A 16,980-nucleotide genomic window follows, 5' to 3' on the forward strand; every position below is an offset into this window, starting at 1 on the left:
TTAGCGCTGCCAGGTGGCACCGCGTGTGTTGGTGAACAGGGAATAGATCGCCGTGGAGGCGCACAGGAAAAGGCGGCTGCCGTAGCGATCGCCAAAGCAGAGGTTTGACACCCGCTTCGGCACGAGCACCTTGCCGATCAGCCCCCCATCGGGTGCGATCACATGCACCCCATCAGCCGCGCCGCACCAGAGGTTGCCGTGCTCGTCGACGCGGAAGCCATCCGCCCAGCCTGGGCTGATCTTGTGGAACACCTCTCCGCCGCTGAGGCTCATCCCATCGCTGTTCACGTGGAAGCGCCGGATGTATTGCCGCGGCTCGCTGGCCCCTGGCGCGCCGGATTCGGCCACATAGAGCAGTTGCTCATCGGGTGAGAAGGCCAGGCCGTTGGGACCGTCGAAATCGCTGGCGATCGCCTGGGCTACACCGGTGGCTGGATCGAGCCGGTAGAGCGCTGGCGCTTGCTCGGAGGTTTGGCGTCCACCTTCGTAGTCGTTCATCAATCCGTAGAGCGGATCGCTGAACCAGATGGAGCCATCGCTCTTCACCACCACGTCGTTGGGGGCATTGAGCCGTTGGCCGCGGGCCTGGCTCACCAGCGTGGTGATCTCACCGTTGTGTTCGTGGCGGGTGAGGCAGCGGCTGCGGTGATGGCACTGGATCAGCCGACCTTCCAGGTCACGGGTCTGGCCATTGGCGAAGTCGGATGGCTCGAGAAAGGTGCTGATGCCATGTTGTTCACTCCAGCGCAGGGTGCGGTTGCTGGGGATGTCGCTGAACAGCAGGCAGTGATGATCGCCGAACCACACCGGTCCTTCCAGCCAGCGGAAGCCCTCGGCCAGAACGTCGAGCTCGGCGTTGAACAACACCAGCGCTTCAAAGCGCGGGTCGTAGCTCTCGGTGCAGCTGGAGGGAGCACTCATCGGAAGGTGCCGGGCGGTGCCTGGCGCCAGGCGTCGTCATGGCGCTGAATGATCAGCTGGACGCAGGGTTCATCCCCCACCTGGGCCGAGAGGTGCCCGCGATGGCCCTCGGGAGTTGCGATGCAACCTTGATCACCACCGAAGGAATACTCACCCGCGCGCATGGTCACGATCTGGCCGTCCATGCTCTGCACAGACCAGGCTCCGCGCAGCACGTAGATCCATTTCGGAACGTGGTTTTCATGCCAATCCGCCGTCCAGCCCACCGGTAGGTAGGTGACGAAGGCGTTGCCCTGATCAAACAGCGGCCGTGAAAACTGCGGGGAATCGCCCGGGCCCAGCTGTCCGAGCGTGAAGTCGCTGATCGTGCACTGCTGCTGGCGGCTGATGCCATCGGCACCCGTCCACAGATGCCAATAGGTTTCGGGCTGCGGGGCCAGGCTGAAGGGATCGCTCATGGTGCCGGCGTTCAGTCCTTGATGGCGATGGCGGAGATCTCCAGCTGGATGCCCAGCACGAGCGCGGCCACCTGCACCACGGCGCGGGAGGGGTAGGCCTGGGGATCGGGGAAATACTCCTGCCAAACGGCATCAAACGTGTCGAGCTTGTCGATGTCGGTGAGATACACCGTGGCGCTCACCACATGCTCAAAGCCAAAGCCTGCCTCCTCGAGCACGGCCTGCATGTTGCGCATCACCTGCCGTGATTCCAGGGTGATGTCGCCATCGCCCACTTTGAGGTTGGTGGCGGGATCCACGGGTAATTGTCCGGTGATGAACAAGGTGTTGCCCATCTGGAAGCCCTGGCTGTAAGAGGCCACGGGCTTCGGGAAGCGGTCACTGTGAATGGCCCTGCGGGTTACACCGGCAGACATCGACAACCAGCCAAGAATGGTCTCTTCAAGCTAGGTAGATCGCCCGGAATGTCACCGATCTGTCACGGGTGTGCCATCCCTCAACAGCGTGTTGCTGATAGCGGGCAGGAACAGATGCATCGCCCTAACGTCTGGCCATTCAGGCGCTTCCGGCCTCCATTCCCCATGACTTCGTCCAATCCCTACGCCCTCGAGACGCTCTCCAACCTGCTGAAGGGCAAGGTGATCATCGTGACCGGTGGCAATAGCGGCATCGGTAAATCCATTGTGGAAGTGGTGGCGCGCCTGGGCGCCAAGGTTGTGATCGACTACCGCTCCCACCCTGAGGCCACCGAGGCGATCGAACAGGAAATCGGTGAGCTGGGCGGCAGCTGCTTTGGCGTGCAAGCCGATGTGTCGAACCTCGACGACCTCCAGCGGCTCGTGCAGGAAGCGGTGAATCGCTACGGCCGCCTCGACGTGATGGTGAACAACGCCGGTATCGAGACCCGCACGTCGATCCTCGACACCACCCCTGAGGATTTCGACAAGGTGCTGAACGTGAACCTGCGCGGTGTGTTCTTCGCCACGCAGTACGCCGCCAAGCAGATGATTGCCCAGGGCAGCGGCGGCCGCATCATCAACATCTCCTCGGTGCACGAGGACTGGCCGATGCCCAACAACACCCCCTATTGCGTGGCCAAAGGCGGTGTGCGCATGCTCACCCGCACGGCCGGTGTGGAGCTCGCCTCCAAAGGCGTGTCGATCGTGAACGTGGGCCCTGGTGCGGTGGCCACCCCGATCAACGACTCCACCATGAACAACCCTGAGCTGTTGGCCAAGCTGAATGCTGCGATCCCGATGGGTCGCATGGCCCAGCCGGATGAAATCGCCAAGGTGGTGGCCTTCCTGGCCAGCGATGCCGCCAGCTACATCACCGCCACCAGCATCTTTGCCGACGGCGGCATCATGCAGAGCAGCCCGGGCCTGTGAGGTTGAGTTGAGGATCACCCGTGAGCAGCTGCAGCGCATCCGTCGCCGCCATCTCGGCTATCGGATCACGCTCGTCTACGAGCTGGTGCTGCTGCTGCTGTTGCCCCTCGCTCAGCTGTTCCCACCACTGCTGTCGCTGCTGCTGATCGGTCAGGCGCTGGTGTTCATGGTGTTTGTGAGCCGCTTCAGCTCCCTGAAGGGCTCCAGGCCGGTGATGTATGCCCTGGGCTGCTTAGCCATTGCGCTCGAGGTGATCTGGCACCTCGCCCTGATCTGGACCCCTGATTTCGTTCGGGTGCTCACCATGCCCCATGTGGTGGTGTGGGTGATGTTTCTGTTGTTGGCGGTGGTGCGCAAAGTGCGCTCCTTGATCCGGGAGCCCTTCGTCACCATGTCGGTTGTGCTAGGTGCAGCATCCGGCTATCTCACGGTGGGGATTGCTGGCGGTGTGATGCTCACGGCGATGTGGGTGCTTCAGCCGGCGGCGTTTGTGGCATCCACCCTGCCGGCTGTCGGCCTGAGTGGCGACGTGAGCGTGGCAGTGGCTCCAGCCTTGATGGCGGCCTCCTTCGGCTTGCTCACCACGGTGGGCACGGAGGTGCTCACGTCCAGCAACGTGGCTGTTCAGGTGCTGGCGAACGTGATCACCATTGCCGGTCAGCTCTACGTTGCGATCCTGATTGCGCTGATCCTCGGACGCGTGCAAAAACGGCTCACATGATTTCGATACGCCATCTGCTCCAGCGGCTTGGGCAACTGGGGCTCTTGGGTTTGATGGTGGGCCTGGTGTGCTGGCCGTTCAACCTGCTGGATCGCTGGGGCGATCAGTTGCTGGGTCTGTTGCCGGCCTTTAGCGGGCAACCCTGGCAACCACTCAGCCTGAGCCTGGCCTGCACCCCGTTGCTGGTGGTGCCGCTGCTCTTGTGGCTGCAGAGTTCGCTGTTTCAGCGTGGGCGCGGCTCGGGCATTCCCCAGGCGATGACGAGCATCGAACATCCCGAGAAGGCTGCTGGGTTGTTGGGGCTCGTGCCCAGCCTGCAACGGCTGTTGTTGTGGGGATTGGCCACCATCAGCCTGTTGCCATTGGGCCGCGAGGGCCCGGTGGTGCAGGTGGGTGCCTCGGCCGCCCTCTGGTTTCGGCGTTTGTTTCCCCGTTGGCTGGGTGACATCAGCCACGCCGATCTGCTGGCTGTGGCCGGTGGTGCCGGCCTGGCCGGTGGCTTCAACACCCCTTTGCTCGGTGTGGTGTTTGTGGCCGAGGAGTTCATGGGCACCTTCTCCACGGCGCTGATCTGGCCGGCCTTGGTGGTGGGAGCTCTGGCCGCTGTGTTCAGCAGCCTGGTGGGCGAACCCGAATTCGCCCTCGGGATGGTGGGTGTGGCGCCGGCTGAGCTCGATCAGCTCGTTTGGGCATTACCTCTGGGGGCCCTGGCTGGTGGTTTGGGTGCCGTGTTCGCGCGTCTTCTGCTGCGCACCACCCGTCGTTGGCGTCAGCTTTCGATCCAACGACCCTTGCATCTGGGGCTCGCGGTAGGAGGGCTGATCACGGCTTTTCTGTTGATCAGCGGTGGCGCAGCTGGCTGCGATGGCGAGCTGCTGATGACAGCCATGATCAATGGTTCCAGCCCAACAACGGCCCTCCTGCCTGGTGTGTTCGGCGACCTATTGACTCTGGTGCTGCGGGTGGTGGCTCCGGTGCTGGCGCTTGGCACGGGGATTCCCGGAGGCCTGATCGATCCCTCCTTTGCCTTTGGTGCCGTGCTCGGCCATGGCCTGGGTGATCTGGCCTCAGCCCCCCAGCTCGGTCTCACGCTCGGCATGGTTGCCGGCCTAGCCGGCGCGACCCAGCTGCCGGTGTTGGCCGTGCTGTTCGGTGTGCGGATGGCCGGAGATCAGCAGCTGTTGCCGGGGTTGCTGTTGGCCGCCGTGGTGGCGGCCTATGTGAGCCGTTGCCTGGTGGAGAAGCCCGTGTATCACGCCCTGAAAGACATCGCCGACGAGCCTCTGCCAGCTTCATGAAGGCGCTTCGGTGATCACCAGAGCCGAGCGCTCGCGGGTGAAAATCAGCCAGAGCCACTTGGTGAGCAGGGTCACCCTGTTTTCACGATCGGGCATGAAGGCAAGGTGCGCCAGACCCCACAGCAGCCATCCAAAGACTCCGCTCACTTTCAAGCCGCGCAAGTCGGCCACGGCAAACAGCGACCCCACAATCGCCATGGTGCCGAAATCGGTGAAGGCAAACGCTGAATGGCGTTGGTTCTGCAGCTGAGCCAGGATGTCTTTGGCAACCCATACCCCCATCTGAACAGCGGGGCCGGCCATGCCGGGCAGCGGTTTGCCGTCTTTGGTGTGGCTGTAGCTGCACAGATCGCCGACGACGCGAATCTCAGGGTGTCCAGGGATCGAAAAGTCGGGTTGAACAGGGATCCGGCCGCCGCGATCGGTGCTGCAGCCGGTGCGATCGGAGAGCAATTTGCCCAGGGGAGATGCAGCTACCCCAGCTGTCCAGCAAATCGTGCTGGCCTCGAGGGTGACCTCCCCCTGGGCTGTGGTGACCACCAACTTGCCTTCTTCGATCGCTTTCACCCGACCGCCGAGCAGCAACTCCACGCCGCAGCGGGCGAGGTGATCGCCGGCTGCTTTTGAGAGCTGAGGGTCCATGGCCCGGAGCACCCGATCACCCGGGTCCACCAGGGTGACCTTGCAGTGGCCTGGATCGATCTGTTTGAAATCGCGCTCCAGGGTGTGACGCATCAAATCATTGAGCGAGGCCGCCAGTTCGCAGCCGGTAGGGCCACCACCCACCACCACCACCGATTGCAACAGGCGGCGCTTGTCGAGATCGGGGGTCTGCTCAGCCTCCTCGAGGGCGCCCAGCACGCGCTTGCGAATGCCGTACGCATCTTCGAGCGATTTCATCGGCGTGGCGTATTGCGCCCATTCGTCATGGCCGAAGAAGCTGCTGGTGGCGCCGGTGGCCACAATCAGACGGTCGTACCGAAGCCGGCGGTCGTTAAACACCACCTCCTTGGCGTTGGCATCGATGTCGACCACCTCCCCCATCAGGATCTGGATGTTGGGGGCCTTGCCGATCATGATCCGCAGGGGAGAGGCCACATCGGTCTGTGAGACCAACCCTGAAGCCACCTGGTACAGCATCGGCTGGAACAGGTTGAAGTTCCGCTTGTCGATCAGGGTGACCCGAACGGTCTTGCCCGCGAAGGTCTGAGCTGCCTTCAAGCCCGCGAATCCGGCGCCCACGATCACCACGTGGGGGGCTTCCCGGAGCAGTTCAGACGGTGGTGTGAGTTCGAGGAAGAACCGCTCCGGAGCCATCAGTGCATACAGCGCTGGCTGCACGCTAACGAGAGTTGCCCTGAATTACAGACCGATCTTCACGTTCACCGGTGCCTTGGGCTTCACGTCAACTTCCATGGGTTGATCTTCGCTCATCTTGATTTCAATCGGTTTTGGATTACTCACATCAACCTTGACGGGGGTTGTGTTCTTCACGCTGAGGTTGATCGGTGCCTGTTCGGTCACACGCACCCGCACACTGCTTGCCGGTTCGATCTTCACACCATCCGGCATGCTTAAAACGCCTTGAACCTGACCGGCCAAGTTGAGCGGTTCGGCAAAGCTCAGCACCAGACGCAGCTGAATCGGGTGCTGGCTGGTCCGCATCAGCAGCCCGATCAGCATGGTGCCCAGTGCGAGCACGGTGATCGGCCAGCGCAGTTTCAGCCAGTAAGGATCCATGAGAACTATCAACCAGCCGCCATTCAAGCGATCGATGGCGGCGTCTGCAGGAGCTCAGCCTCAGCGCCGGCCGAGCAGCTCCTCCCAGGTGGGTTGATGGGGCATTGGATGTTGCTTCTGGGGCTTGGGTCGACGGCTTGTGGTCTTGTGTTGTTTGGGTGTAGGGATGTGCGTTGCCATTGTTGTTTGCATGGATTTATCTGTCGCTTTGCCTCGATGACAACCGAGATGACGGTTGCCGTTCAACTCCCTGTCAGGGAGAGCGGATCGGGCGTGAAGGGAGACGGGGCGTTGGTACTCGCCGCTCGGTTCACTCCTTCACCATAGACCCTGACCAGCGAGAGCGCCACACGTGCCCGATCAACCCGTGCTGATCCTGGGTGGATTTCTGATCACCGAGGAGGCTTATCAGCCGATGTGCAGCTGGTTGCGGCAGCACACGCAGCAGGAGGTGGAGCTGGTGCCGGCTAACCGCTTGGATTGGTTGCTCACCTCCTGGGCCTGGGGTTGGCGGCGGTTGTTGGATCGTGTGGCGGAGCGGGCCGAGGCCCTCGCGGCCCGCTCGCCAACGGGGCGGGTCACCCTGATCGGCCATAGCTCCGGTGGGGTGATGTTGCGCTTGTTTCTGGCGGATGATCCCTTCGAGGGCCGCACTTACAGCGGCACGCGTTGGGCCGATCGCCTTTACACCCTGGGCAGTCCGCACACCGCTGTGCGCGCCACACCGCTGCGGGCCATGGTGGATCGCCGCTACCCGGGCGCCAGCTTTGCCGATCGCATGCATTACATCGCCGTGGCCGGCGCCCTGGCTGCGGGTGATGGTTCGGGCTTGAGCGAGCGCATGGGGCCGCGCTCGTATCAAGCGATTGCCGGTCGCACCGATCTCGAGGGGGATGGATTGGTGCCGGTGTGCTCGGCGTTGCTGGATGGCGCCGAGCCGATCACCCTCCAGGGGGTGGCCCATGGCGGTGCGTTCGGCCCTCGCTGGTACGGCACTCCGACAGTTGTGGAGCAGTGGTGGCGGGGTTGAGGCCTGGAGCTGTTCAGCGGCGTTCCAGCCGCTCCAGGCTGGGGATCAGCGCCATGGCCGCCACGATGCCCAGGGCCAGGATCAACAGGGCTGGCACCAAAGCCGCGCCCACCCGTTCATCACTGGCGTACTGATAAACCCGCACCGCCAGGGTGTCGAAGTCGAAGGGGCGCAGCGCGAAGGTGAGCGGGAGCTCTTTCACCGTGTCGACAAACACCAGCAGACCCCCCACCAGCAGCGGGCCGCGTAGCAATGGGAGATGCACGCGCCGCAGCACCCCTAGCCAGCTGTTGCCGAGCGAGGTGGCGGCTTCATCCACGCTGGGGGGGATGCGCTCCAGGGCGGCATCCAGACCGCCTTTCGACACAGCCAAAAAGCGATCGCTGTAGCCCCACACCAGCAGGAACAAGGGCGCCAGCGCCAGAGGCCCGCCAATCAGCATCAAGGCCAGGGCCAGCACCGTGCCCGGTATGGCGTAGCCGAGGCCAGATACAAAGGTGAGCCGCTGGAGCACGGCGTTAGGAATCCAGCGCTTGGCAATCGCCAGCAGCAATCCACCCGCCAGGGTGAGAGCCGCGGCCAACAGGGCTAGCCCGAAGCTGCGGCTTCCGAGGGCCAGCAGCTCGCTGCTGTCTTCTCCGCGGATTTGATCTGAGCTGAGCACGGCCCAGATCAGAGGAAGGCCGAGGGTGATCAGCGGCGGCACCCCACACACCAGCTGGCTGAGCCAACGGCGTTGGCCCTGCAGATGCCACTGGGGATCGGCGTCGCCATCGTTGCCGAGATTCCAGCAGCGGCTGCGCTGGCGCAGGCTGCGCTCTGCTCCCACCAACAGCGCCACGATCACAAGGGCCATTAGGGCCAGCGCCACGGCACCCTGAGGATCACCATCTTGTTGCCAGCGCATCAGGATGCCGGTGGAAAGGGTCGGCACCCCGAGCAGTTGCACGGCGCCCAGCTCATTCACCACCTCCATGCCCCCGAGGGCTACGCCGGCGCCGATGGCCGGCAGAGCCATCGGCAGAGCCACACGGCGGAAGCTGCCCCAGGGGCCAACGCCGAGACTGCGGCAGGCCTCCAGCTGACGGCGGCCGCTCACGGAGAAACTCTCCGTCGACAGCAGAAAGACGTAGCTGTAGGTGCTGAGCACCATCACCACCAGGGTGGGCACAAAGCCATGCACCCGGAGGCCGTAGCGACTGCCGAGATCGATCCAGGTGGCAGCCAGCAGATAGCTCGGTGTGGCGAGGGGCAGCAGTTGGGCAATCCGCAGCCAGCGCCGACCCGGGAAGGCGCAGCGCGCTGTGAGCCAGCCGGTGGCCGTGCCCAGGACGGCGGTGAGCAATCCCACCAGGGCTACGAGCAGCAGCGTGTTGAGCATCTGCTCCGCGCCGCCGATGCCAAGGTCAAAGCGAGCCGATTCGCCCGATCCCTCTCCGAAGGCGAACCAACCCAGCCCCACCACCGGTGCGAGGGCGAGGGTGCAAAGCAGCAGCACACCTGCCGCCAGCAAACGGCGCTGCGGACCCTGCCGCGGAGCTGGGGACGAAGCCTGGGCCGAAAGGGGAACCATGGGCAAAAAGCCTACGGGGCCAGCGCTTTGCACGAATCGATGTAATCAATGTCACACCCCCACGTGGGCAATGATCGTTGCCCTGCTTTAGAGGGGTGGCGCTGGCCATAGTGCCGCTCAGGTTGATGGATTCCCCTTTGAACATCCCCTCGCTTCGATCGTTGTCCCGGCCTGAACGCCTGGGTGCCCTGGCGTTGCTCGGTGTGACTGCTGCAGGTGCAGCAGTCACGGCCATTGGTGTGGAACTCGCCCAGGCCAAAAGCCAGGAAATCGGTGTGTATTCAGGTCGTCACTACAACACGGATAAGGAGCTCTACCGGCAATTCACCGCTCGCACCGGCATCAAGGTGAAGCTGCTGGAGGCCAAGGACGATGCCCTGATTGAGCGCGTGCGCTCTGAAGGCAAGAACAGCCCGGCCGATGTGTTGGTGCTGGTGGATGCAGCCCGTCTTGATAAGGCCACCGATCTGGGGCTGTTCCGCCCGACCCGCTCCACCACGCTGATGCGCGATGTGCCGGCGAACCTGCGCGATAGCCAGGGCCGCTGGTTTGGTCTGACACGCCGCGTGCGGGTGGCGGCTGTCAATCCCAAGCTGGTGAACCCGGCTTCGATTCGCACGTATGCGGATCTGGCGAATCCCGCGCTGAAGGGCAAGCTCTGCCTACGCGACAGCAAGAGCGTCTACAACCAATCGCTGGTAGCGGACCAGATGATCCTGCGCGGTGATGCCGCCGCCGCTCAGTGGGTGAAGGGGATGACCAGCAATGTGACCAAGCCCTACTTCACCTCCGATACCCCTTTGATCCGCGCCATCGCCAACGGCCAGTGCGGCGTGGGTCTGGTGAACACCTACTACGTGGCGCGGATGCTCTCGGGTGACAGCGGCGGCGCCGACAAAGCCCTGGCCAGCAAGCTCAAGGTGGTGTTCCCCAATCCCGCCCACGTGAACATCAGTGGTGCCGGTGTGGTGAAAACCTCCAAAAACCCGGCAGCAGCCCAGAAGCTGATTGAGTTTCTGGCTTCTCCCAGCGGCGGCCGCGGCTACGCCGAGGCCAACAACGAATACCCGCTGAAGGGCTACGGCAACAACGCGATCCTGAAGCGCTTTGGCACGTTTAAGTCTGATGGCGTTTCCGCCGAGCAGATGGGCGCCAAAAACAAAGCCGCTGTGCAGCTGATGGCGCGCAACGGCTGGAAATAAGGCTTTGGCTCTAGCGCCGCACCCCTTGCCGCCCGGGCTGCCCCGAGGCGGCTTTTTTGTGCCTTCAGGGCTGCCTGGACCCCACAGACACCGAGCAACGGATTCGCAGCTGCCAGTTGTTATTGAGAATCGCTTGCAAAAAGCGCCGCGCTTCTCTACATTGCGACGCATTCGCAATTAGCCCTGCCATCGCTGGGTCCATGAGCTTCCGTTTTCTCCCCGATGCCCCTGTCAACGCCGTGCGGATGCCGGTGGGGCAGACCGTTCTGCTCGATCCCAGCCTGCGCCCTGAGGGCAGCTGCATCGAAGTGCTCGAGGGTATGGCTCGGGTGTATTGCCCCTGCGAGGAAACCGAGGGGATGACCCTCGCCTTCCTCCAGCCCGGCGATCAGCTACGCACCGATCGCCTCTGCAGTGAGGGTGTGTGCGTGGAGGCCCTCACACCACTGCTGTTCAGCACCGAGGCCCAGCCGGAGCCCAGTGGTGGCTTTGATCCCGTGAATGAATGGACGCTGCAGCTGCTGCGCATCCGCCATCTGGGGAGTGCCGAGCAGCGGTTGCACGCGTTGTTGAGCCTGCTGGTGCGGCGGATGGGACGGCGCTGCGGGGATTGGTGCGATCTGCCGTTCCGGCTCACCCACGAGCGCATCGGCGAGTTGATCGGGGCCACCCGGGTCACCACCACCCGGATGATCTCCAAGATCCGTCAGGCCCAGTTGCTCGACGCTCCTGCGGGTGACACCTGCTTGCGCCTGGCTCCAGCTTTGGTGGAATCGGCGCCCTTGGCAGCGGCCTGAGCGTTAGTCGAGAGGGGCATCGGGGAACTCCCGATGGTGCAGGGCTTTGCGCTGTTCAGCCTCGAAGCGGCGGCGCTCCTCATCCTGGAGCTGCAGCGCTTTCGCCATCGGACACCACTCCTCGAAGGGGGGCTCGCTCAAGGCATAGCTGCCGAATTCGGCCCGCATCCGTTCCATGCACTCCAGCGTGCAGTGATCGGGAAAGCGGGGGCAGTGCTCAATCGGCCGCGGCTGTGGCTCCTGCATCGGCTGATGAGCAATCAATTCCTCAATTCTCGGCCCCCTTAGCCGAGGTTGTTGAGGCTGATGCTCTTGGCCACGGTTTCAGGCAAGTTTCGGGAGATCGGACACAGCTTCATCCGCTCCTGCATGTAGGCGATCGCGTCCTCGCTGGGGGCTGCCCCAGGATCGAGGCGGATGCCGAAGTTGCCCTCCACGCTGGCGATGATCCAATCGCTGCTGGTGGTCACGTTGAAATCGGCCTGAACCTCCTGCAAAGGGATGGCCTTCTCGCGGGCATTGGCCACCAGATAGAAGTGCTGGCAGAGCAGTAGCGAAATCAGATAGATCCGGAAGCCGGGCATGGTGAGGCTCAGCTGCTGCGGTTCCCAGAGGCCGGAATCGCTCAGGAACTCCACCACCAGATCGGTGGTGTTGCGTTCGGGTGGACGATGGCTACTGCGCAGTCGGAAGCGGAAGGTGCGTTCGCTCATGGGATTGATGGAGTTGGGATTGTTCGTTGCGTTCGGCCGTGGGCTGGCGCTTCCAGGCCTCCAGGCCGCTCATCAGGGCTGAGCCGATCAGCAGGATCGAAAACCCTTGGCGCAGGCGGCGATCGCTCAGATGGGGCGCGAGACGTTGACCGACCACGGCCCCCAGGACACCGCCGGCGAGCAGGGGCAGCATCAACGGCAGGCTCTGGGCCGGCCAGTGGCCGAGGGCGCCGAGGGCTACCAGGGCATTCACGGCAATCAGCAGCAGGCTGGTGCCACTGGCGAGCTGCATCGGCAATCCCGCCAACAGCACCAGGGCCGGCACGATCGCAAAGCCACCGCCCACGCCCGCGATGCCGGTGAGCAGGCCCACGAGCACCCCTTGAATCGCCAGAAGCCCTGGTCTGGCCTTATGGGTGCTGGTTTGGGAGGTGTTGCTGGTGAGTAGCCACGAGGCCACCAGGGCCGCGGCGGTGAACACCCCCAGCTGCACGGATTCCGCAATCAGACCGGCCTTCACCCAGTTGCCCCCGAGCCAGCTGCCGGCCAAGGCGGGCACCCCCAGGATCAGGGCGGGGCGAAGGGCGAACTGGCCGCGGCGCACGTAGGGCCCCAGGTTGGCCAGGGCCAGCAGCATCACCACCAGGAGGGAGAGGGGAACGGCTTCCCGGGTGGGTAACGCTGCGCCGCTCACCAGCAAGGGCAGTAGCAGGATCGATCCGCCAGCCCCGAGCACCGAGAGCAGAAAGCCGATCAGGCCTCCGCCGAGGCCCAGTAGGAGCAGTGCGCTCAGGGCCATCAGATCGACACCTTGTTCCAGGGCATCACCGCCAGCAGCCGTGCCATGCCGCAGAAGCCGCTCACCCCAGCGAAGGTGAGGCCAGCACCCACAAACCAGGTGAGGGCGATCCAGCCGGGCGCCACCACGTTGCTCAGGATCAGCCCCAGCAGGATCAGCGATCCAGCGGCGATCTGCACCTGACGCATCAACGGCAGGGGCGCGTTCTTGAGCTTGCGCACCGGGTAGCCAGCTTGTTGCCAATTCGGCAGGCCGCCGGCCAGATCCACCACAGGATGGGGGTGGCCCCGATCGAGCAGGCGGTTGAGGCCTTGGCTGCTGCGATTGCCGCTCTGGCACACCAGCACCAGGGGGCCCTGGGGCAGGTCGGCCTGATGCAGGCGGCTCAGGGGCACGTTCATGCTGCCGGCAATGTGGCCGCTGGCGTATTCCATCGGTTCACGCACATCAATCACCGTGATGCGCTTGCTGGCCAGTTGATCGGCGAGGTCTTGGGCGGAAATGCTGGTGGTCATCGGACTACTACGGGAGTGAGGTGAAGAAACAGGACGGGGCTCAGAGCGCAACGGCGCCGGCCAGGGGGTAGCCCTCATCGCACCAACGGCTCAAGCCGCCGCGCAGATTGGCGATGTCGGCGATGCCCTCCTTGAGCAGTTGCTGCGTGGCCAGGGCCGAGCGGCTGCCGGAGTGGCAGACCACCACCACCGGCTTTCCGCTCGGGATCTCCTGGCGGCGCTGCTCCAGGTCCGGCAGGGGGATGTTGAGGCTGCCGCTGATGTGGCCATCAGGCCCCTGCAGCTCCTCCGCCGCACGCACATCCAGGATCGTGAGCTCCGGCAGGTGGTCGGCTACCCAGGCGGGTGAGAGCTCGGGCAGTCCGGCATAGCTGCGTTGCACGGGGGCCCAGACGCTACGGGCTTCCGCCTGCCGTGGTTTGCCGGAACGCATGTTTCCGGGCAGAGCCTCGGCGATCTTGTGGGGGTGAGGAAGCTTCATGTTCTGCATGTGCCCCACGAAGTCCCGCTCCGTGGCGGCACCACCAAGGCGGGCATTGAAGGCTTTTTCCTCCGCGACCGACGACACCGTGCGGCCGGTGTAGTCGTGTCCGGGATACAGCAGGCAGCTGTCGGGCAGGCTGAAGATCTGCTCGGTGATGGAGCTCCAGAGGGTGTGGGCGTTGCCCTGCTGGAAGTCGCAACGGCCGCAACCCCGCACGAGTAAGGCATCGCCGGTGAAGGCCATCGACTGGTCGTCGAGCACGAAGCTGATGCAGCCGTCGGTGTGGCCAGGAGTGCTGCGCACCTCCACAAAGCGGCTGCCGAAGGGCACGCGATCGCCGTGGTGCAGCGGCAGGGTCACGTTGTCGGCGCGAGCTGCGGCGGCCAAGCCGATGGCGCAGCCGGTGGCCTCGTGCATCAGCCAACTGCCGGTTACGTGGTCGGCATGGGCGTGAGTGTCGAGGGAGGCCACGAGCTCGATGCCCAGTTCATGGATCAAGGAGAGGTCGCGGCTGTGCTGCTCGAACACCGAGTCGATCAGCACGCCTTGGCGGCTGGACACATCAGCCAAGAGATAGGTGAAGGTGCCGGTGGCGGCATCGAAGAGCTGGCGGAACAGCAGGTTGCCGCCGCCAGCCGCCGCGGCGAGGGAGACGGTGGTCGCAGCGGCGGTGGTCGCAGACATGAGCGATCGGTCACACACTGGTATGACGATACACGCATAGCCCCATTGCCGCAATGGGTGGATCTGCTCGGTTGCGCTGGGGCTTGCGGCCGAGCGCCTGCACCACGGCGCTTTGGCCGCGGTGGTAAGGACCTTCCTCGATCCAGCGTTCCTGCTCCCCCAGCACCAGCCAGTCCAGCCCTTGCAGTTCCAGGCGCAACTGATCGGGTTCGATCAGAAGATCTGCCGTCGGTGGGCCGCCGGTGCCAAGAGTCAGCTGGCGTGGGGTGTAGGCCTCCAGGATCAGGTGGCCTCCAGGGCGCAGTGCGCGGACCGCATTGGCATGTACCCGGGCGCGTAGGTCTGGCGGCAGGTGCATCCAGATCGCTACCACCAGGTCGGTGCTCTCCGGTTCGAGCTGGAGGTCGTTCAGGTCGCAGCAGAGGCAGTGGATCGCCACGCCGCGTTCCTGCGCCAGTCGTTCCGCCCGGTTCAGTCCCACCGGACTGAGGTCTTGTGCTGTGACGCGGTGTCCCAGGGTCGCCAGGTGCACAGCATTGCGGCCCTGGCCCTCCGCCAGGCAAAGGGCCTCGCCGGTCTGCAGCTGTTGTGCCTGCTCCCGGAGGAAGTCATTGGGCTCGCAGCCATAGGCCCAGTCCGCTTCGGCGTAGCGGTTGTCCCAAAACCGGCGTGGATCCATCGGGGTTGATGCGGGCATAATGCGTCTATCGTCATAGGTGATAGTGATGGCTGCCCCAGGGTCCATGCCGTCTCCTCAGCTGCTTGAGGAGTACAGCCAGTTCTTTCGGATCCTGAGCGAGCCGGCCAGGCTGCAGTTGCTCTGCCATCTGAAGCAGGGGCCCACCGATGTAGCCACGCTGATCGAGGCAACTGGCTTTTCCCAGTCGCACATCAGTCGGCAGCTCGGGCAGTTGCAGCGGGCTGGGCTGGTGCGCTGCGATCGCGATGGGGCTCGCACGATCTGGCAGGCGGAGGGTGATCTGGTGGATGAGCTGTGTCATCTAGTGCAGGGGCGCCTCAGACAGCGGCTTGAAGCGCAGCTGCAGCAGTTCAAGGCGGCCTGAACGGGTGATCAGCCCGGATCAGCAGGCTCCGAATAGGCGTGCATCCGCCTCCAGGAACAGGGCATAGGTGTCTGCATCGTCGTGGCCGGACACGGCAATCGATACCGTTTGGCGCGGCGGGCAGACCTCCACAGCAAGGGCGACGGGATGGCTGTTGTGCTGCGCGTGATACGTGGCGCTGCTGCAGTCGCTGGAGTAGAGGGTTTCTGCGTCGCGATCAAAGCCGATCGCCCGCGAGATCAGCGTGATGCCCGCCAATGAGCGGGTCAGGCCGGCGTCGGAGCGAATAGCTGTCACGTAGACGAACGGAGCCGCCTCGGGGGGTGCATCGAAGCCCCCCTGGAGGCGCTGCCGCAGCCCTGTTCGAACTGTCTGGAGGAGCTCACGCATGCTGAAGCCAGTGCGCCTGAGGGTCTGCTGAATCCCTGGAATGGCAGCAAGATAGATCTGTTCCGCTAGATCTGCCGATTTCGCGCTACCGCAGCACTACTCCTGGTGGTTTTGGTTCAAGGTGCGAGACGCTCGAGGTTCCACTCGGTTGGCTGGTCGCTTTCGGGGGCGCGCCGGTAGCAGAAGCGATCGTGCAAGCGGTTGGGTCGTCCCTGCCAGAACTCAAAGCGTGTGGGCTCCACCCGATAGCCGCCCCAGGCTGGCGGCAAAGGGATGTCGCCCTGTCGGAAGCGCTCCTGCATGGCCTGCCACTGCGCCTCCAGCAGGGCGCGGGAGCTGATCACTCGGCTCTGTTGCGACACCCAGGCTCCGATCTGGGAGCCCCGCGGCCGTGAGCGGAAGTAGGCGAAGGCGTCGGCGGCGCTGATCGGTGTGGCTGTTCCCTCGATGCTCAGTTGGCGTTCCAGGGCATACCAGGGGAACAGCAGGCTCACCCTGGCGTTGGCCGCGATCTCGCGCGCCTTGCGGCTGCGGGTGTTGGTGAAGAACACCAGCCCGCGCGCATCAAAGGCCTTGAGCAGCACCGTGCGGCTGCTGGGTTGATCGCCAGCGCAGCAGCTGAGCACCATGGCGTTCGGCTCCAGCATGTCTGCATTCAGGGCCTCGTTGAACCAGCGCTGAAACAGCTCCAGAGGGTCGCTGGGGAGATCTCGGCGGCGCAGGCCCGCGAGGCTGTAGCTCCTACGTAGGTCGGCCGGGTCGGTCGTCTTGTCGGCGGGCGAGGAAGGCACGGCCGTTAGCAATGGCGCACAACGTCATTGTGATGGCGATTCCACGACCCAGTGCCGACCCAAGATGAGGCGCCGTGAATCGCTCCTGTTGTATAACAGCTTTCGTTGACCACGTAAGTGTTATGAAGGCGTCATCGTTGCTGGTCTGAGCTGCTTGACCCCGGAACGTGTCCCCTCGCCCGGTGAGCTGCTCCGGACTGAGCTCGAGCGCAGAGGCTGGAGTCAGTCGAAGCTCGCGCTGCTCTGCGGCGTGAGCATGACCACTGTCAATCGGGTGATCAGCAACCGGCGTGGCATTACACCTCGACTCGATGCGGTGTTGCATCGCGTGCTGGGGAGTGAGCCGGGTTACTGGTTGGCGTGCAATCAGCGCTATCGCCGTTCACTGGGTGTGCGCAGTGCTGGTTAGCGC

22 protein-coding genes are annotated in these 16,980 nt (G+C 64.1%); 8 read left to right on the top strand and 14 right to left on the bottom strand.

Annotated elements, in window-relative coordinates; genetic code table 11:
• Genes CB0101_RS00165 through CB0101_RS00175 form a run of 3 tightly spaced genes read right to left on the bottom strand, consistent with a single transcriptional unit; the run spans position 1 to position 1,795 of the window.
• Entirely contained in the window at positions 1 to 921 is a 921-nt protein-coding gene (locus CB0101_RS00165; protein ID WP_010310124.1) for an SMP-30/gluconolactonase/LRE family protein, read from the bottom strand.
• The gene (locus tag CB0101_RS00170; RefSeq protein ID WP_010310121.1) at positions 918 to 1,379 is read right to left on the bottom strand and encodes a hypothetical protein; all 462 of its coding nucleotides are present in this window, start codon (positions 1,377 to 1,379) and stop codon (positions 918 to 920) included. The genes CB0101_RS00165 and CB0101_RS00170 overlap by 4 nt, the downstream gene beginning before the upstream one ends.
• An 11-nt stretch (positions 1,380 to 1,390) precedes the next feature.
• Positions 1,391 to 1,795, bottom strand: a complete 405-nt coding sequence (locus CB0101_RS00175) for a Rid family detoxifying hydrolase (RefSeq protein WP_043717837.1) — start codon at positions 1,793 to 1,795, stop codon at positions 1,391 to 1,393.
• 165 nt (positions 1,796 to 1,960) lie between these two features.
• Between CB0101_RS00175 and CB0101_RS00180 the strand changes: the two genes are divergently transcribed.
• Genes CB0101_RS00180 through CB0101_RS00190 form a run of 3 tightly spaced genes read left to right on the top strand, consistent with a single transcriptional unit; the run spans position 1,961 to position 4,786 of the window.
• Positions 1,961 to 2,767, top strand: a complete 807-nt coding sequence (locus CB0101_RS00180; RefSeq protein WP_010310119.1) for an SDR family NAD(P)-dependent oxidoreductase — start codon at positions 1,961 to 1,963, stop codon at positions 2,765 to 2,767.
• 7 nt (positions 2,768 to 2,774) lie between these two features.
• The gene (locus tag CB0101_RS00185) at positions 2,775 to 3,488 is read left to right on the top strand and encodes a hypothetical protein (protein WP_010310117.1); all 714 of its coding nucleotides are present in this window, start codon (positions 2,775 to 2,777) and stop codon (positions 3,486 to 3,488) included.
• Positions 3,485 to 4,786: a chloride channel protein gene (locus CB0101_RS00190; RefSeq protein ID WP_010310115.1), complete on the top strand. Its 1,302-nt coding sequence runs from the start codon at positions 3,485 to 3,487 to the stop codon at positions 4,784 to 4,786. Before CB0101_RS00185 ends, CB0101_RS00190 begins: the two co-directional genes overlap by 4 nt.
• Here CB0101_RS00190 and CB0101_RS00195 read toward each other — a convergent pair.
• Positions 4,781 to 6,103 (bottom strand): NAD(P)/FAD-dependent oxidoreductase, encoded by a 1,323-nt coding sequence (locus CB0101_RS00195; RefSeq protein ID WP_010310113.1) that lies wholly within the window; start codon positions 6,101 to 6,103, stop codon positions 4,781 to 4,783. The genes CB0101_RS00190 and CB0101_RS00195 overlap by 6 nt on opposite strands.
• Positions 6,104 to 6,148: 45 nt before the next feature.
• A complete protein-coding gene (locus tag CB0101_RS00200; RefSeq protein ID WP_136643896.1) occupies positions 6,149 to 6,553 on the bottom strand; it encodes a hypothetical protein in 405 nt (134 codons plus the stop codon).
• 325 nt (positions 6,554 to 6,878) lie between these two features.
• Between CB0101_RS00200 and CB0101_RS00205 the strand changes: the two genes are divergently transcribed.
• Positions 6,879 to 7,556 carry a triacylglycerol lipase gene (locus CB0101_RS00205; RefSeq protein WP_010310109.1) on the top strand — a complete coding sequence of 226 codons (678 nt, stop codon included), beginning with the start codon at positions 6,879 to 6,881 and terminating at the stop codon, positions 7,554 to 7,556.
• A 13-nt stretch (positions 7,557 to 7,569) separates the two neighbouring features.
• Here the strand turns inward: CB0101_RS00205 and CB0101_RS00210 are convergent, their stop codons facing one another.
• Positions 7,570 to 9,129, bottom strand: a complete 1,560-nt coding sequence (locus tag CB0101_RS00210) for an iron ABC transporter permease (protein WP_029553049.1) — start codon at positions 9,127 to 9,129, stop codon at positions 7,570 to 7,572.
• Positions 9,130 to 9,290: 161 nt separating this feature from the next.
• Between CB0101_RS00210 and CB0101_RS00215 the strand changes: the two genes are divergently transcribed.
• Positions 9,291 to 10,331, top strand: coding sequence for an extracellular solute-binding protein (locus CB0101_RS00215; protein WP_010310105.1), 1,041 nt, complete (start codon positions 9,291 to 9,293; stop codon positions 10,329 to 10,331).
• A 200-nt stretch (positions 10,332 to 10,531) separates the two neighbouring features.
• On the top strand, positions 10,532 to 11,128 hold the full coding sequence (locus CB0101_RS00220) for a Crp/Fnr family transcriptional regulator (RefSeq protein ID WP_010310103.1): 597 nt from the start codon (positions 10,532 to 10,534) through the stop codon (positions 11,126 to 11,128).
• Between the two features lie 3 nt (positions 11,129 to 11,131).
• On the opposite strand, the gene CB0101_RS00225 is transcribed toward CB0101_RS00220, so the two are convergent.
• The 6 genes from CB0101_RS00225 to CB0101_RS00250 are packed head-to-tail and all read right to left on the bottom strand — an operon-like array spanning position 11,132 to position 15,002.
• Positions 11,132 to 11,374 (bottom strand): hypothetical protein, encoded by a 243-nt coding sequence (locus CB0101_RS00225; protein ID WP_010310101.1) that lies wholly within the window; start codon positions 11,372 to 11,374, stop codon positions 11,132 to 11,134.
• 38 nt (positions 11,375 to 11,412) lie between these two features.
• A complete protein-coding gene (locus CB0101_RS00230; RefSeq protein WP_010310099.1) occupies positions 11,413 to 11,841 on the bottom strand; it encodes a hypothetical protein in 429 nt (142 codons plus the stop codon).
• A complete protein-coding gene (locus CB0101_RS00235) occupies positions 11,804 to 12,640 on the bottom strand; it encodes a sulfite exporter TauE/SafE family protein (protein WP_010310097.1) in 837 nt (278 codons plus the stop codon). Before CB0101_RS00235 ends, CB0101_RS00230 begins: the two co-directional genes overlap by 38 nt.
• Positions 12,640 to 13,155 (bottom strand): rhodanese-like domain-containing protein, encoded by a 516-nt coding sequence (locus CB0101_RS00240; RefSeq protein ID WP_010310095.1) that lies wholly within the window; start codon positions 13,153 to 13,155, stop codon positions 12,640 to 12,642. Before CB0101_RS00240 ends, CB0101_RS00235 begins: the two co-directional genes overlap by 1 nt.
• Before the next feature lie 40 nt (positions 13,156 to 13,195).
• Positions 13,196 to 14,323, bottom strand: a complete 1,128-nt coding sequence (locus CB0101_RS00245; protein ID WP_010310093.1) for a rhodanese-like domain-containing protein — start codon at positions 14,321 to 14,323, stop codon at positions 13,196 to 13,198.
• Between the two features lie 10 nt (positions 14,324 to 14,333).
• Complete coding sequence (locus CB0101_RS00250) at positions 14,334 to 15,002, bottom strand: bifunctional 2-polyprenyl-6-hydroxyphenol methylase/3-demethylubiquinol 3-O-methyltransferase UbiG (RefSeq protein ID WP_010310091.1); 669 nt, start codon at positions 15,000 to 15,002, stop codon at positions 14,334 to 14,336.
• A gap of 64 nt (positions 15,003 to 15,066) precedes the next feature.
• On the opposite strand from CB0101_RS00250, the gene CB0101_RS00255 reads away from it, so the two are divergent.
• A complete protein-coding gene (locus tag CB0101_RS00255) occupies positions 15,067 to 15,387 on the top strand; it encodes a helix-turn-helix transcriptional regulator (RefSeq protein WP_010310089.1) in 321 nt (106 codons plus the stop codon).
• An 18-nt stretch (positions 15,388 to 15,405) separates the two neighbouring features.
• Here CB0101_RS00255 and CB0101_RS00260 read toward each other — a convergent pair whose 3' ends face one another.
• Together CB0101_RS00260 and pdxH are read right to left on the bottom strand one after the other, a co-directional pair.
• Positions 15,406 to 15,777 (bottom strand): hypothetical protein, encoded by a 372-nt coding sequence (locus CB0101_RS00260; protein ID WP_010310088.1) that lies wholly within the window; start codon positions 15,775 to 15,777, stop codon positions 15,406 to 15,408.
• Positions 15,778 to 15,893: 116 nt separating this feature from the next.
• Positions 15,894 to 16,568 (bottom strand): pyridoxamine 5'-phosphate oxidase, encoded by a 675-nt coding sequence (gene pdxH / locus CB0101_RS00265; RefSeq protein ID WP_010310086.1) that lies wholly within the window; start codon positions 16,566 to 16,568, stop codon positions 15,894 to 15,896.
• 154 nt (positions 16,569 to 16,722) lie between these two features.
• Between pdxH and CB0101_RS15715 the strand changes: the two genes are divergently transcribed.
• A complete protein-coding gene (locus CB0101_RS15715; RefSeq protein ID WP_050778790.1) occupies positions 16,723 to 16,977 on the top strand; it encodes a HigA family addiction module antitoxin in 255 nt (84 codons plus the stop codon).
• Positions 16,978 to 16,980: the final 3 nt, after the last annotated feature.

It is taken from the genome of Synechococcus sp. CB0101 (assembly GCF_000179235.2).
GTDB lineage: Bacteria > Cyanobacteriota > Cyanobacteriia > PCC-6307 > Cyanobiaceae > Vulcanococcus.